Below are 14479 nucleotides of genomic sequence, written 5' to 3'. Positions count from 1 at the left end.
GCGAGCTCAAACGCCGAAATCAATCAAAATATCCCAAGCTGAAAAAGCCTCGACCCAGTCGAGCCAAGCGGATCACGGTCGAGCCCGTGAAACCACCAGATTCGCCCTAAGTCCACGCCATTAGAGCTCGGCTCCGTTTCTCCCGGCAGTGCCAGTCTAACATTGATAATCACATCCCACAAATAAATCCTTGGATACGGGAGCCATGCCTTCAAAACCTCGGGCGCTCGCTTCCGTCGGATGAGCCACTAAAATTCGATGAGAAGCCGCAATGGCTAGCGATTTTAGAATGGGATGCGTCCTGATTCAATCAATGCTATTCAGGTATACCTCCAACATCGTGTAACCACTGGCGGCCAGTTCGTTTCTATCGTCAGCGTGTTGAGGATCAAGGCCGTTCGCCAGTTCCCATTCGTCCGGCATGCCATCGTGATCGGTATCGGCAGGAGCTGGAGTGCTTTTCAGTTCCGGCCAACCGCCGACGTCGTCCTGTGAATCGATGATGCCGCTCTTCTTGGATTCGTTGGCAACCTTCTTCTCTCGTTTGTACGCGTCTCCTTCGTAGGTCGCCGTGCCACGGCGAGTTTCCTCGATAATACGAGCGTCGACTGCATCGCGTTTCGGGAGAGTTGCGCCGGCGTGTTCAAGAACAGACGCGTAGGCTGCCTCCGCAGTCTGCTGGTTAATCGCCATCGCAGTCCAAGGTTCGGCGAGTTTGAGTCCCGCGATGGCTGACTCGTCGACCTGCACGCCACCGTTCCAGTTGTCTGAAGTAACGTCCTCGTTGCCAACGACGACGTTGTCAGCAATGAACCACTTGCCATAGTCGTCGGCTCCGTCGCGAGTGGAAGGACCGGCAATTCGATGAGAAATGCCCCCGGGTGCCGTCGCGGGGCCAGGCTTGTAGTAGTTTGCCACCATGTTGATATTGGAGAACGCAAATTTCGGATTGCCCGGCTGCTGCTTCTCGCCTCCGTAGCAGCTGTTGTAACCCCAGTTGTAAACGACGTTGTTTCGGTAGTCGGTGTTGCCACACCCGGAAGCAAAACGCGGATTGCGACTGGAGTGATGCGCCAGCAGGTTGTGGTGGTAGGTGCTGTCGTTTGATCCCCAGATGCCGCCGAAACCATGCGAACCCTTCCCGGTATCGGTGTGAAACATGCTTTCGGCAATCAAACACCATTGAACAGTGACGTTCTCGCAGTGGTAAATCGACATCGCTTCATCGACACTCCAGCTTGCCGACACGTGGTCGATAATGATGTTCTTGTGGTAGCGGCACGAGATAGCATCGGCATCTGTGCCGGACTCATCTCCAAACCGAACACGGATGTGCCTGAGGATGACTTCATCGGCGCGAATCATCAGCGGATACCTGGCGATGCAGATGCCGGCACCGGGTGCCGTTTGGCCGGCGATGGTGATGAATGGATTCCTGATGTCCAAATTGCTTGCCAGTTGAATCGTCCCCGAGACTCGGAAGACAACCGTTCGTGGCCCTTCGGCGTCGACGGCTGCACGCAGACTGCCCTCGCCGGAATCGTTGAGGTTCGTCACTTCATAGACCGCGCCACCGCGACCACCCAAAGTGTGCTTGCCATAGCCTTCCGCACTCGGAAACGCCAGCTGGTCTTGAGCGAAACCGGTGACGTGGCAAAGACAGATTACCACCGCAGAGATCAAGGAGTGTTTGTGCATGCATCTGTTCCCTATTGTGAAAGCCTGACTGCAGTTGCCATACGATACGATAAACGCTGCGTCAAATCGTCCTGGTCCGGAACGCGTTGTTTAGGTCCGTCCAGTTTTACCATGGATCACTCCAGTATAATGGTTTTTCAGGCATGGCGGCACGACCTCTTCCGGGGGAAGGGGATCGAATCTCGCGGTGCCTGTGGTGAGTCGTCCGCGACCCTCGGTGGCGATCGCGGCGAGATGGTATGATCTGAGCTGCTGGGAGAAACAGACTCAGGCTTCATGAACGATTGAGCTCAGCAAATAGCGTTCTTCCAACCAACGACTGGTTTGGACGTCGATCACTTCCATCGCTGAAGAACGCGCCCACCCTACCCCCCTTCCCTCCAGAGAGACAACGATGAGAAAGATGTTTGTAGCCGTGATGGTGATCGCCCTGTTGGCGCCCTTGGGTGCCCGTGCGACGGCGGGTGACGTCGAAGACGGATTCACTTCCCTGTTCAATGGCACCGACCTGGACGGATGGGTCAAACGCGGCGGGTCGGCCGAGTACCGTGTCGAGGACGGAACGATCGTCGGTCAATGCGTTCCCGACACACCCGGTAACACGTTCCTGTGTGCGCAGCAGGAGTATGGAAACTTCGTTTTGAAGCTGCAGTATCAGTTTATCGAATCGGGCAACTCGGGAATCCAGTTCCGCTCGGCGGCGCGCCCGCAAGGTGATGGTGAGCGAGTCTACGGGTACCAGTACGAAATTCGCCCCGGCTGTGACGCGACCGGGCGTATTTACGACGAAGGGCGTCGTGGTCACAAGTTCGGCCTCATCTGGCTCGACGCCCACACGCCGCAGGATCGACTCGACGCAGCCCAGGCGGGGTGCCGTCCCGGCCAATGGAATGACGTGGAAATTCAATGCGTCGGTCCCTCCATCAAGACCTGGATCAACGGCCATCTCGTCGTCGACATGTTCGACAGTTTTTCAATGAAGGGCTTCATCGGGCTGCAAATTCATGCGGGCAAATCTGGCTCGGTCGCCTGGAAGAATATCCGGATCAAGGACCTGGGCGAGAGCCAGTGGCAGCCGTTTTTCGCCAAGGGTGAGGACGGCCAGTACCAACTCGCCAATGCGAAGTTTGTGCTGCCGGAGGAATGGTCGTTCAAACAGGACGGTGTCCTGCATGGTGTCCACCTCAAGAGCCAAGGCAAGGACGGGTTGGTGATTTCGAACAAAAATTACGACGATTTCATTGCTCGCGTCACTTACCGAATGCATGGCGGCAACAGCGCTTTGTATTTTCGGGCTGAGGAAACGAGTGCACCCTGGGTGCTGCGTGGCTTCCAGAATGAAATCGCCAACAATGCCAAAGACTCTGCTCTATGGCATACCGCTGGCATCATCGACGGCAAGACGATTGCAGGTCGCGGATGGGTTGTCACCAACGACGAGCTGATCGAGAAGGTCCGCAACAAGGACGACCAGTGGAACACGACCTGTACCGCAGCCTACGGCGACCGTCTGGTCCAGACGCTCAACGGGTTTTGTACCTCGGACATCATCGACGAGGAGAGCGAAAAGACTGGCAAACTCGGACTGCAGATGCATGGCGGCACCGACTGCGAGATGTTCTTCAAGGATTTCGAAGTCATGCCCATCACGGCTGAGATGAAGAAGCTGATCGAGCGGGAGTGAGCCCAGTCTTCCGTACAGGCTGAATCGCCTGTTTTGAATCGCCAGGACTCGCGTGCCATTGAACGACTCATTCGGCACGCGAGCGGTCTCACCGGATCGCTCGCCCGAGTGTCCGGTATCCGTCGGTTCCATCCGAGTGCCGGACCGACGCACAGTACTCTTTTAACTCTTTTACTGTTCGATACCACCTCATACCTTGATTGACGTGATGCCTGCCAAAAGATTGTTTCGTGGCCTGTTGGCCCTTGCGCTGCTCGGTATCGCCCCGGCGGTGACGTCGGCTCAAGATGAGTCGAGTACCCCGACGCTGGCTACTCGTGAAATTGACGCGTACCTGGCTCGTGACGAGCCCGACTTCCAATGGCAAACGACCAGCGAGGTCGAGGTTGCTGATTCCCGCGTCATCGAGCTCGAGCTCACGAGTCAACGTTGGCAAGGCGGTCTCTGGAAACACACGATGATCGTCTATGAGCCGCAGCGTGTGGTTCATCCCGATAAGATGCTGTTGTTTGTCACCGGCGGCAGCACAGGGAAAGCACCTGGAGTCGGAGACAGGCTGATCGGAGCGTCGCTGGCGAATCTGTGTGGTGGCCGCGTCGCGATGTTGCACCAAGTGCCCAACCAGCCGCTGATGGACGGTCGCCACGAAGACGATCTGATTTCCCAGTCATGGCTGAAGTATCTCGAGACGGGAGATTCCACCTGGCCGTTGCTGTTTCCCATGGTCAAAAGCGCGACCAAAGCGATGGATTCGCTCGAACAGTTGTCGGTTAAACAAGGTTGGCAGAAGCCATCGGGGTTCGTCATCGCCGGTGCGTCTAAACGAGGTTGGACGAGTTGGTTGACTGCAGCGACGGATTCACGAATCATCGCCACCGCTCCCATCGTGATTGACTTCCTCGACTTTCCTGCCCAAATGAAACATCAGATTGAGATGTGGGGCACGCACAGTGAACAGATCGAGGATTACACGCGCAAAGACCTCGTTCCACGTGACGGGCAACCTACCTCAGGGCGTGCAGCCAAGCTGTGGAAGATGATGGACCCGATCGAGTACCTCGATCGGTTGCAGATGCCCAAGCTGCTGGTCGTCGGTGCCAATGATCGTTATTGGACGACTGACGCGATGAATCTGTACTGGGATCGCCTCGGCGGCGAGAAGTGGATTCACCGGGTTCCCAACGCAGGTCACAGTCTGGGGGGCGGCCGAATGAAGGCAATCTCGACCTTGGCTGTATTCTTTCAAGCGGTCGCGGCTGAAAAGCAGCTTCCCGAGATCGATTGGCAACCCGCCACCACCGATGGGGAAATACGGCTCACCGTGAGCAGTGAACCAGCGCCGATCAAAGCCACTCTATGGGTGGCATCTTCGGAATCTCTCGACTTTCGTGATAGTGTTTGGGAGCCCTCGGCGATGACGCAGCAAGGTGATGAGTGGGTCGGTAGCACGCAACCCGATCGTGGCCATCAGGCTGCGTTTGCCGAATTGACCTTCCTCGCCGAGGACACTCCGTATTCATTGGCCACCTTGGTTTATTACCAGTGACTCGAGAGGCAACCTCGCTCGCCGGAGGCGGGAAACCGATGTTCTTTGGCGAGTTGGGCGGAACCTTTTCCCGCCGCGGCAGTTCAGTCGGTATGAACATGCTCAATCGACTTCCATTGCTGCTCTTGCCCCTCTTGCTCGTTCCGCCTGCCTTGGGCGAGGAGGTTGCGAAGCCGACGGGCACTTACGCCAGCGTGATTACGCGCCGCGCTGTCGAGAACGAGAATATGAAAGGCGGGCTCGTCCGCGTTACCTGGAGCGAAATCGAACCCGAACCGGGGAAATTTGATTTCAGCCGCATCGAGCAACAGGTTCAACTTCTCAAACCCGACATGAACTGGACGCTCGCCATCCACGGTGGTTGGACGTCCACGCCGTCCCGAGCGAACACGCAATCGCGAGGCAATTTCTCTCGTAGAGGGAGGCGACCTGATTCCCTTGCGCCCAATTGGTTGGTCTCTGATTTCGACGTCGAGACCTTCGCGATGTCCTTCCGTGGCAATCCGGTCGCGATGCCAAAGTACTGGGACCCGGTCGTGCAAACACGTCTGAAAGTGATGCTGCAGGCCGTTGGCGAGCGATACCGAACCGATCGCTTGAAAATGGTTTACGTCCCCCAGATGACCAGCAACGGCACCGAAGGTCATTTCAACGGCGTCCCACCTGAAACACTGCTGCGTGCCACTGGGGTCAATCCACGCGATCGAAACGCCGAGACGAAATTTGGCGATCTCTGGCTCAAAGCATCCGCTGAGGCCACGCAGAGTGTGCTCGATGCCTTCCCCGGGAAGGCGGTTGCGTTCGAGGTACATGAACTGCTGGGCAGTGTCGAGATTCCCAGCCGACTTGTCCGCGAATTTCAAAAGCCTGAGTATGACAGTCGCGTGGGTATCGGCATGTGGTGGATCTCTGGCAAAACGACGTACCAAGGCGATCTGATTGCCATTCTGAAAGAGTACCCAGGCGATCTCTACGGCCAGGTGATCGGTCGCTCAGACCAACAGAGACGATTCGAAAATAACGACTACAGCACCGTGTTCGCGCAGGCCAAGGAGCTTGGTATGCGGTACATCGAACCCTGGAACTATGAATTCGAAAACCATACCTGTGACGAAGCATTGCAGGAATTCAATGCGTCGGCCTACTCGATGTACTCCACGGAGTGAACGCCCGAAATCGCTGACGAGTTGAAAGGTGGCGTGATCGTCCAGCTTGCGAGTGTTGCTGACCACAAGCTGGAAACTTACGCCACCCGTTGTCCTCCCGATGGTTAATGCGCGCCGAAGGTTTCCTCGAGTTGCTTCGCGAACTCTTGGCGTGCTCGCAGCCTTTGGGCGGCTTCTTCACGCCATCTTAACTGTGCCGCGTCGCGTTTGATCTGCAGGTCTGTTTTTAAGATGTATCTCGCGTCCGAAGGATCTTCATTTGCACTGTCGTCGGTCGCGGGTGCTGTGAAATCGAGATCGAGACCAAGATCGATCGAGTACACAGGAACTGGCAACGACTCGCGAGCATCGTAGACAGTAATCAGGCCTAGATCGCGGTTCTTCACAGCCGGCCACCCATCGAGCCCGTTGGTGATACCGTGTTCATTGGCGGTACCGTGTTCGCACAATGCCAGAGTGAGCAGGAGAAACGATGAAAGGGCCAGCATTGTCTTCATGGTTGTGCTCGGTTGGGGATGGGTTGCGGGGAGGGGATGCGGCGACGGGTTGCGGGGAGGGTGGTGATCTCGTACTGCTCTGGCGCCGATCGGCCGATGCAATGGCGTCCATCTGAATCCCCACGAAATCTTTCAATATGCGAAAACGGGGATCGTGGCAATGCCAGCTGCTTCGTCGGACCCGTTCGCGAGAGTCTCACTGTTTCGCTAACAGAGTTAGGAACGCAGAAAGAATAAGTGACGCATTCTAAATCCCCCTCCTGCAGGGAGGGTGAAGTTCTCGACACGTATTCTTCCCGCGTTCCTGACAGGAGCGACCAATCGGCCTCGAATGATCGGCCGTTGGGAGCAAACGCAGGATGCGGTGATTGAAATGAAAGTTCAGGAAATGGGAGATTCGATGTGAGTTCGTGCGCAGCGCGATGGCGTACCGCGGGCTCTGGAAAGAGAGAGCATACCGTTCGTTTTCCGCCTCGAGTTGGAGACTCCCATGTCCGCTGCTATGATCGCTATCCCTTCAATCCGAGACCCTCATCAAAACCGCCGCGCCGCAGCGGTTCCGATCGTCAGGTCCATCGGGATACTGGTGGTGGCCGTGGTGATCGCGGCCCTGCTCGTCTTTCTCTCGACTCGCCTGTCCTTGCCCCGGTGGGATCTGGATTGGATCGCCTACCAGTTTGCTGGCTATTGCCGCTAGCGCTCGCCTATCACCCCTCCCCCACTCTGCCATGCTCGCCAAATCGCTCGATGAGAAACTCGCTCGCATTCACCACGATCCCAGTTGCGAGGAGTTTATTTTGGCGGATGCCAAAGATGCTGACATGGCCTTTGGAATCGCCGCGCCGGGCGTGAGTCATGAGACGGGCCAACGCCGGACGCTGCAGCAATACCGTGAGCTGATCCGGCAGAATACTGAGCAAGGGCTCATCGACATCATGTTGATGAGCGTCAGTACGAACGAAGTACTCACGATCAACGAGCGGCTCTTTGATCGGTCACGCGTCACGCCTGCCATTCGCGCGAACGACACCACCGAAATCTGGCTGGCCCGTGGAGGCGTTTACAGTGCCCAACCCTCTCGCCCCTTTCGCACCGCCTTGCTCGACCACGGCCAAACTGGACGAGCGGATAGTCTGCCGGCCGAACGCCAGCACGGAGCCGACCTGGGTCTGTATTCGGTCACCTTCAATAACGACACCGAACACGACGCGCGGACTCTGGCGGCGTACCGTGAATTCTGCCTAGAAGCGGAACAGAAGGGTTTCCGTCACTTCTTGGAAGTCTTCGATCCCAATTGCCCAGTCAATCCGATCGAGGACGTTGGATCCTTTGTCAACGATCACATTGTCAGGGCCTTGGCGGGTGTTGCCCAACGCGGTCGGCCACTTTTTCTCAAGATGGTTTATCACGGTCCGGCCGCCATGGAGGAACTCGTCAATTACGACTCGTCCATCGTCGTGGGGATCCTGGGCGGTTCGTCGGGGACAACATTCGATGCGTTTCATCAGTTATGGGAGGCCAAGAAGTATGGCGCTCGCGTGGCACTCTACGGCCGCATGATTAATAACTCAGAGCATCAGCCCACGTTTATCAAGCATCTGCGATATTTGGCTGACGGACAGTTGAGCGATGCTGCCGAGGCGGTTCGCTCTTACCACAACGAGCTCCGGGGTTTGGGGATCGCGCCGCTGCGCAGGCTCGAAGATGACCTGCAGGCGACGAATCGTTTCTTCGACTACTCCAGCGGCCTCACCACCAAGACCTCCGCAAAGACCTCCGTCAGGGGATTGCCGTCGAGCGAGGCAGCCGAAGTGGGGCCGGAAATCGTTGTCGCTGGACATATCTGCTTGGACATCGTTCCCGAATTCCCCGATCATTTTTCCGTCGCCAGCGCCAACACGCTCATTGAGGCTGGCAAACTGAAACAGATCGGGCCAGCCACGCAGGTCACCGGCGGCTGCGTCGCCAACACCGGGTTGACACTTCATCAGCTTGGCGTGCGGACCTCGTTGATGGGCAAGATCGGCGACGATTCATTCGGACGCGAGCTATTGAGTATCCTCCACGAGACCGACAGTGAGCTTGCCCAGGGGATGATCGTCGCCCCGGGAGAGCACACGAGCTACTCGATCGTGATCATGCCGCCCGGAGTAGATCGGTCGTTCTTGCATTTCCCAGCCGCCAACGACACCTTCCATGCCGCTGACATCCCATTGGACCGGCTCGCCGACGCAAAGATTTTTCATTTTGGTTATCCGCCATTGATGCAGCGGTTCTGGGAAGACGGCGGCATCGAAATGGGCACTCTCCTTCGCAATGTCAAGTCGCGAGGGCTGATGACTTCGCTCGATATGGCGATGCCAGACCCCGACGCGTCGGCAGGCCAAATCGACTGGAACGTGTGGCTCGAACGTGTTCTTCCTCACGTTGATTGTTTTATGCCGAGCCTCGATGAAATTCTTTTCATGCTCGGTTCAGACCCTGTCACTGAGCCAATGCCGGCAGGCAGCGACGGGCAATTTCCCACGCTCGACCGGGATGCCCTGAGTCAGACAGCTGATCGGTTGCTCGCACTCGGAACGGGCATGGTGGTGTTCAAGCTGGGCGATCAAGGACTGTATTTGAAAACCAGCTCCGACGCGGATCGAATCTCTCGTGGATTCTATCAAGACAAATCGGGCGTCGAGGAATGGGTTGGCCGGGAACTGCATGCACCCTGTTTCGAAGTGAAGGTCGGCTCGACCAACGGAGCGGGCGACCGCACCATCGCTGGCTTCCTCGCCGCTCTGGCTCGCAACGCCGGTCCCGAAGAAGCGCTGGAGAAGGCCGTCGCCGTGGGCGGCATGAGTGTCGAATCGTCTGGTTCGGAATCCCACGAGCTTTCCTTTCAATCGATCGATCAACGAATCCATGCCGGGTGGCAGCGGCAAGCTGGGTTGCCGGGCTTCGCAGGCCGTTAGCACCGTCGGCGACGACAGGTGTGGTTGCCGCTCGGCACGATAACACGAGCAATCAGCGCAACCGCTACCTTCGCATCGCAACCTCGGGCGAGCAACCGTTCAGGTGTGCAGTAACGTGCAGGTAGATGCCGAACCTTCCAGTGGATAACTGGTGGGGCGGAGCGTTCGGCCGGTGTGAATGGATAATGCAACTTCGAACGGATTCGTTACATGAGCAGTCTTCGCGTCACTGCAATCATCGCTATCGTTGTGGTAGCCGCCTGCCAATCGCTCGTTGCCCAAAGCACGGCGTCCTTGCGCAGCGTTTCTGCGTCCGATCTTACAGCGAGCACCGCAGCCCACGAGACAGCATTGCAGGACACAACGCTGCAGACCCCAGAGCCACAGGGTGATGTACTGCGGGAAGCCGTACTGCAGGATGCCGTGGTACCGAGTCCGCCAATCACGGTCGGTTGCGACGTAGGAGCTCCGAATGCCTGCGACACCATGAACGATCCCGGGTGCAGTTGCCAGGCGGGCGAGCCGTGTCTTTGCGACCGCGACCACCTGCTGGGCGATTGGATGGGGCTGCGGTCAGGGCTGGCCGAACACGGCGTGGTGACTGACGTGATCGCGACCCAGTTTTACCAGGGAGTCGCCAGCGGGGGAAATGAGCAGCGATTTCGCTACGGCGGCAAGCTCGACTATTTCTTCACGTTTCTCGGTGAGCCGCTGGGTTTGAACAAGGGGTTTACCTTGTTGATGCATGCCGAAACTGGTTTTGGAAAGAGCTCCAATGCCGACGCTGCGTTGCTCGCACCGGTCAATGCGAACATGCTGACGCCCCTGCCATTCGAAGACGAAACGGCGATTACGGGATTTCAGGTGATGCAAGCGCTCAGTGAAGATTGGGCGGTGACGGCAGGCCGGATCAACACGTTTGACCTCTTCAATACGATGTATGCGCAGACGGGCCGCGGCGTCGATCGATTCATGAACATCTCTTCATTTTTCCCGATGGCCGCTAGCAGCACGATCCCGTTGGTTTGGAACGGAGCGGGTGTGTTGAAGCTGCACGAGGGCCAGATCCAGGGTGGGCTGTTGGTACTGGACAATACCAATATCCCGACCGTCAGTGGGATCGATGATCTCTTTGCCAACGGCGCCACCATCGCTGGTCTGTGGCGGTTCTTCACAGATTTTGGCGGCCGACCGGGGTCGTCTTTGTTCTTAGGGACCTACGGGACAGGCACGTTCAATTCGCTCGATCCTGCTGGATGGTCATTCGTGCCAGGAGACGGGCTGGTTGTCCCCGACGCCGAAGGCAGCTGGAGCGTGAATTACATTGGCGAGCAACAGCTTTGGGCGGATCGCTGCAACCCCGAACGCCAGGTGGGGCTGTTCAGCCAATGGGGGCTCGCCGATGAAGAGACGTCGCCCTACGCGTGGTGCATGAATGTTTCACTGGATTTCGCAGGCGCTGTGAAGTCGCGGCCACAGGACCGCATCGGCGCCGCGTACTTCTACAATGGACTGAGCAGCGATCTGAAGACGCTCTCGAGCACGGTTGCTCCGCTCGACGACGTGCAGGGCGGCGAAGTCTATTACAACGCGGCAATCACTCCTTGGTGCTATCTAACCACGGACCTGCAAGTCATCGATCCCGCCCGAGAGCGAGCCGACACGGCTGTCCTGGTCGGGACGCGGCTGTCGGTGAGCCTCTAAGAACTGGTTCGCCTGCGTCGTTGGGCTTCGTTGACAGGACGTTAGCCTCGTCCGACGAGTCGGTGAAGTTTTGAAGTGCTTCAGTTGCAAGGGTTTGCAGCGGCTTCACCCTCCTCCAACGAAGTGTGGCGAGGGTCGGCCCGCGTCTCGGGTGGCCGCGAAAAGGAAATCGTTTACTCACAATCACTCAAAAACTGCACGACCTGCGACGCGGTTGGGAGGGCTGAGTCGCGTGGAGCAAGGTTCGACGAGGTGGATCACTCGGCATGGTGATTGACAGAGCCGAAGAAAAACAACGGACGGCAACCCTCCCAGACCACCTATTTTACGTTGACGTGAGACTGGACATTTCTCTAATGTCTCGCGCATGGACTATCCAGCCCCTCCGCCGCGACCTACCGCGCCCGTGCGCGAGCGAGAAGCGTTGACCGACGGCATTGCCGTTTGGCCGGCCCCGCTTGCGCGGGTCCGTACCAACTGGGGCGTTGCTGTCGTGGCGGCATTGCTGTTGGCCTGCGGATCGACGGGGTGTGCGACTGCTCGGTATTTGCAAGACCGGCCGACCCGCGCCAACGCGTTGGAAGGAACGCTGCAGCTATTGGCGCGGCAGGGCCCCGAGATCAGCGAGCGAACCCAACATACACTTAGCCGCTACGGGCTCAGCGATACCTATCACAGCAATAGCGATGTCTGCATCGCCAAACTACGGACTCTCCATCGACAGAACCTGGATCCTGAGCTGACCTACGCGGTGGCTGAGCTCGCCTATGTAGAAGGAAAAATCGCTGAGCGTGAGGGGCAGACTAGCACGGCGATGAATCACTACGGGATCGCACTGACGACGAGCTATCGCTATCTCTTTGGAACGCAACTCTCCGACATTCGCAATGAGTACGACCCCCAGTTCCGGGCTGTTTGCGATCTCTACAACGAATCGCTGGAGGATCTCCTCCGGATCCTCTGCTCTGAGAACCAGATGCAACCGGGGCGCACCTACACGATCCAAACGGCGGACCGCAAGTTCGTGATCCGGACGGAAATGCGGGGCGGTTGGAAGCCGGACGAGTTCGATCGGTACGAGTTCGTCAGCGACTTTGATATCAAGACGCTTCGCAACCGCCACACCACCTTTGGACTCGGCGTACCGCTCATCGCCGTGCGCAAGCCGCGTGGTGACGAGGACTCGCGTGAGAACTACTATCCCGAAGGGCTCAGTTATGCCGTGACGGCGCTGCTCCGCTGCTCGACGGAAATGGATTCGGTGGGCGGGTATGCCGCCTCGGGCGCACCCGGGGCTGGGCCCAATTCCAACATCCGGCTCTCCAGCCATCAGATTCCGCAGTCGCCCCCGGGAATCGAAAATGCCCACGAGACCCCCGTCTGTGTCCTCGAGTTTTTTGATCCATTGCGTGCCAATCAAATCAAGCTTGGTGGTGACTGGGTCCCCTTGGAGACCGATCTGACCACGCCGCTGGCCTATTTCCTTGACAGCCCCGAGTATCGCAAGCGGGACCGGGCCACTGAAGGGTTGCTCGATCCCGACGACGCGCAGCAGAAGCGGGGGTTGTACATGCTCGAACCCTATGATCCCAATCGGATCCCTGTGTTGATGGTACACGGGCTTTGGTCGAGCCCCCTGACTTGGATGGATATGTTCAATGACCTGCGGAGCTTCCCCGAGATCCGTGAACGCTACCAGTTTTGGTTCTATCTCTATCCCTCGGGGCAACCGTTTTGGAACAGTGCCACGCAGCTGCGCAGCGATCTGTTTGCGATGCGTCAGACCTTCGATACTGCTGGCCAGGACCGCGCGCTGGACAATATGATCCTGGTTGGTCATAGCATGGGCGGGTTGGTTTCGCGAATGCAAACGATCGACAGCGGTGACGACTTCTGGAACATTGTCAGCAGTCAGCCCAAGGAGAAGCTGCGCGGACCGCCTGAAGACGTCAACAAGCTCGTCAGCGCGTTGGAGTTTCGTCCCAATCGATCCATCAGCCGTGTGATCACCATCGGCACACCGCACCGCGGCAGCGATCTTGCCAATTCCGCAACGCGGTGGTTGGCGGGCAAGCTCATTCAACTGCCCAAGATGGCGATCTCCACCAGCACGCGATTGATCCGCGCCAACCCAAACTTCTTTCGTGACACCCGGTTGATCACCGACGCCAATGCCGTCGACTCTCTCGCCCCCGATTCACCGATCTTTCCGGTTATGTTGCGAGCGCGAACGTCACCGGACATCCGCTACCACAACATCATCGGGGTGCTGCAAGACCCGCCTCTCTTGGCTGGCAAAAAGTACAAGGGAGACGGGGTGGTCGAGTATGCCAGTGCGAAGATGGAGGACGTCCAGAGTGAGTTGGTCGTCGACGCCACGCATACGAGTATCCACATGACCGGGAAATCGATCTTCGAGGTGCGACGCATCTTGCTGAAACATCTCGACGAGGTCGATTCGGACGATCGCTTGGCCTGGGATGCTCCCACACGAACGCCCTTGATTGCTGATGGAGCCGTCGGGCTGATTTCTGATCCACGGTTTCGCTATGACATGCCTACCCACACACCACCTGTCTATCAGGTCGGCGGAGCCAGCCTTGACGAAGCGGCACGCCGGTAGCCGGCATCGACTGGCTCACGGTGCGGTTGAGTAATCCGAGACGGATGGGCGCCGCTACCCGGGGCCTCACGGCCAATGCCATCTACTTTCGACCGCGAAGCGGTCCTGGTAACCCGACGCGTCAGCGAGGATCGCTTGTTCGCCACGCAAAGCACTGCATTTTGCTCGCTGACGCGTCGGGTTACCATCGTGTTGATGCCCCGAACGGGGGAAAAATAGACGGCATTGGCCTCACGGCCCTCGGCTCATTTGTTGTTGGGGACCGCGCTGGTGTTCCTTTACCCACAAGTTTTCCTGCGCCGACGGCGTTGAAGCTAATAGCTGGTGGTCGGGCGCAGCGAACACCACCGGAAACGCCGAGACACACGCGTGCCAACCCCGAATGGGATTGAAGATCATTCACGACGAGGTCTGCGACCCACTTCGGGGTCGACGCTCCAACTTCAACGAACAACCGTAGGCGGCGCTGCGCTGACCTCATAGGCATCAAGTTAAGCAGTACTCGAGGAGGTTTGGGTCGGCGAGCAACTCCATTGTTCCTGGTTTTGCCTTGCGTTTGGTTCTTTGGCAACGACGTCGGACGCGGGAGATGAGACGATTG

Annotated in this window: 9 protein-coding genes; 7 read left to right on the top strand and 2 right to left on the bottom strand. The window is 57.9% G+C overall.

Going from position 1 to position 14479, the window contains the following annotated elements:
- Nucleotides 1-306 precede the first annotated feature (306 nt).
- Nucleotides 307-1698 carry a pectate lyase family protein gene (locus tag CA85_RS24140; protein ID WP_246113109.1) on the bottom strand — a complete coding sequence of 464 codons (1392 nt, stop codon included), beginning with the start codon at nucleotides 1696-1698 and terminating at the stop codon, nucleotides 307-309.
- Nucleotides 1699-2092: 394 nt separating this feature from the next.
- On the opposite strand from CA85_RS24140, the gene CA85_RS24135 reads away from it, so the two are divergent.
- The 3 genes from CA85_RS24135 (at nucleotide 2093) to CA85_RS24125 (ending at nucleotide 6094) form a co-directional block, all read left to right on the top strand.
- On the top strand, nucleotides 2093-3382 hold the full coding sequence (locus tag CA85_RS24135) for a 3-keto-disaccharide hydrolase (RefSeq protein WP_146394206.1): 1290 nt from the start codon (nucleotides 2093-2095) through the stop codon (nucleotides 3380-3382).
- A gap of 208 nt (nucleotides 3383-3590) precedes the next feature.
- Nucleotides 3591-4928, top strand: a complete 1338-nt coding sequence (locus tag CA85_RS24130) for a PhoPQ-activated pathogenicity-related family protein (protein WP_146394204.1) — start codon at nucleotides 3591-3593, stop codon at nucleotides 4926-4928.
- Nucleotides 4925-6094, top strand: a complete 1170-nt coding sequence (locus CA85_RS24125) for a hypothetical protein (RefSeq protein ID WP_146394203.1) — start codon at nucleotides 4925-4927, stop codon at nucleotides 6092-6094. Before CA85_RS24130 ends, CA85_RS24125 begins: the two co-directional genes overlap by 4 nt.
- Nucleotides 6095-6198: 104 nt before the next feature.
- Here CA85_RS24125 and CA85_RS24120 read toward each other — a convergent pair whose 3' ends face one another.
- The gene (locus CA85_RS24120; RefSeq protein WP_146394201.1) at nucleotides 6199-6591 is read right to left on the bottom strand and encodes a hypothetical protein; all 393 of its coding nucleotides are present in this window, start codon (nucleotides 6589-6591) and stop codon (nucleotides 6199-6201) included.
- Between the two features lie 490 nt (nucleotides 6592-7081).
- Between CA85_RS24120 and CA85_RS24115 the strand changes: the two genes are divergently transcribed.
- The 4 genes from CA85_RS24115 to CA85_RS24100 all read left to right on the top strand — a co-directional run bounded on the left by CA85_RS24115 (nucleotide 7082) and on the right by CA85_RS24100 (nucleotide 13878).
- On the top strand, nucleotides 7082-7288 hold the full coding sequence (locus CA85_RS24115) for a hypothetical protein (protein ID WP_146394199.1): 207 nt from the start codon (nucleotides 7082-7084) through the stop codon (nucleotides 7286-7288).
- A gap of 31 nt (nucleotides 7289-7319) precedes the next feature.
- A complete protein-coding gene (locus tag CA85_RS24110; RefSeq protein ID WP_146394197.1) occupies nucleotides 7320-9551 on the top strand; it encodes a carbohydrate kinase family protein in 2232 nt (743 codons plus the stop codon).
- Between the two features lie 210 nt (nucleotides 9552-9761).
- Nucleotides 9762-11255, top strand: coding sequence for a carbohydrate porin (locus tag CA85_RS24105; RefSeq protein WP_146394195.1), 1494 nt, complete (start codon nucleotides 9762-9764; stop codon nucleotides 11253-11255).
- Nucleotides 11256-11760: 505 nt separating this feature from the next.
- Nucleotides 11761-13878 (top strand): esterase/lipase family protein, encoded by a 2118-nt coding sequence (locus tag CA85_RS24100; RefSeq protein ID WP_186775196.1) that lies wholly within the window; start codon nucleotides 11761-11763, stop codon nucleotides 13876-13878.
- Nucleotides 13879-14479 lie beyond the last annotated feature (601 nt).

It is taken from the genome of Allorhodopirellula solitaria (assembly GCF_007859855.1).
Lineage (GTDB): Bacteria > Planctomycetota > Planctomycetia > Pirellulales > Pirellulaceae > Rhodopirellula > Rhodopirellula solitaria.
Note: the sequence above shows the minus strand (reverse complement) of the source record. Positions and strands in the feature narration are given on the sequence as shown.

What these genes read in the sequence shown, in the direction of transcription:
- CA85_RS24140 (WP_246113109.1), bottom strand. Translation starts at nt 1,698, where the DNA reads ATGCACAAACACTCCTTGATCTCTGCGGTGGTAATCTGTCTTTGCCAC.
- CA85_RS24135 (WP_146394206.1), top strand. Translation starts at nt 2,093, where the DNA reads ATGAGAAAGATGTTTGTAGCCGTGATGGTGATCGCCCTGTTGGCGCCC.
- CA85_RS24130 (WP_146394204.1), top strand. Translation starts at nt 3,591, where the DNA reads ATGCCTGCCAAAAGATTGTTTCGTGGCCTGTTGGCCCTTGCGCTGCTC.
- CA85_RS24120 (WP_146394201.1), bottom strand. Translation starts at nt 6,591, where the DNA reads ATGAAGACAATGCTGGCCCTTTCATCGTTTCTCCTGCTCACTCTGGCA.
- CA85_RS24115 (WP_146394199.1), top strand. Translation starts at nt 7,082, where the DNA reads ATGTCCGCTGCTATGATCGCTATCCCTTCAATCCGAGACCCTCATCAA.
- CA85_RS24110 (WP_146394197.1), top strand. Translation starts at nt 7,320, where the DNA reads ATGCTCGCCAAATCGCTCGATGAGAAACTCGCTCGCATTCACCACGAT.
- CA85_RS24105 (WP_146394195.1), top strand. Translation starts at nt 9,762, where the DNA reads ATGAGCAGTCTTCGCGTCACTGCAATCATCGCTATCGTTGTGGTAGCC.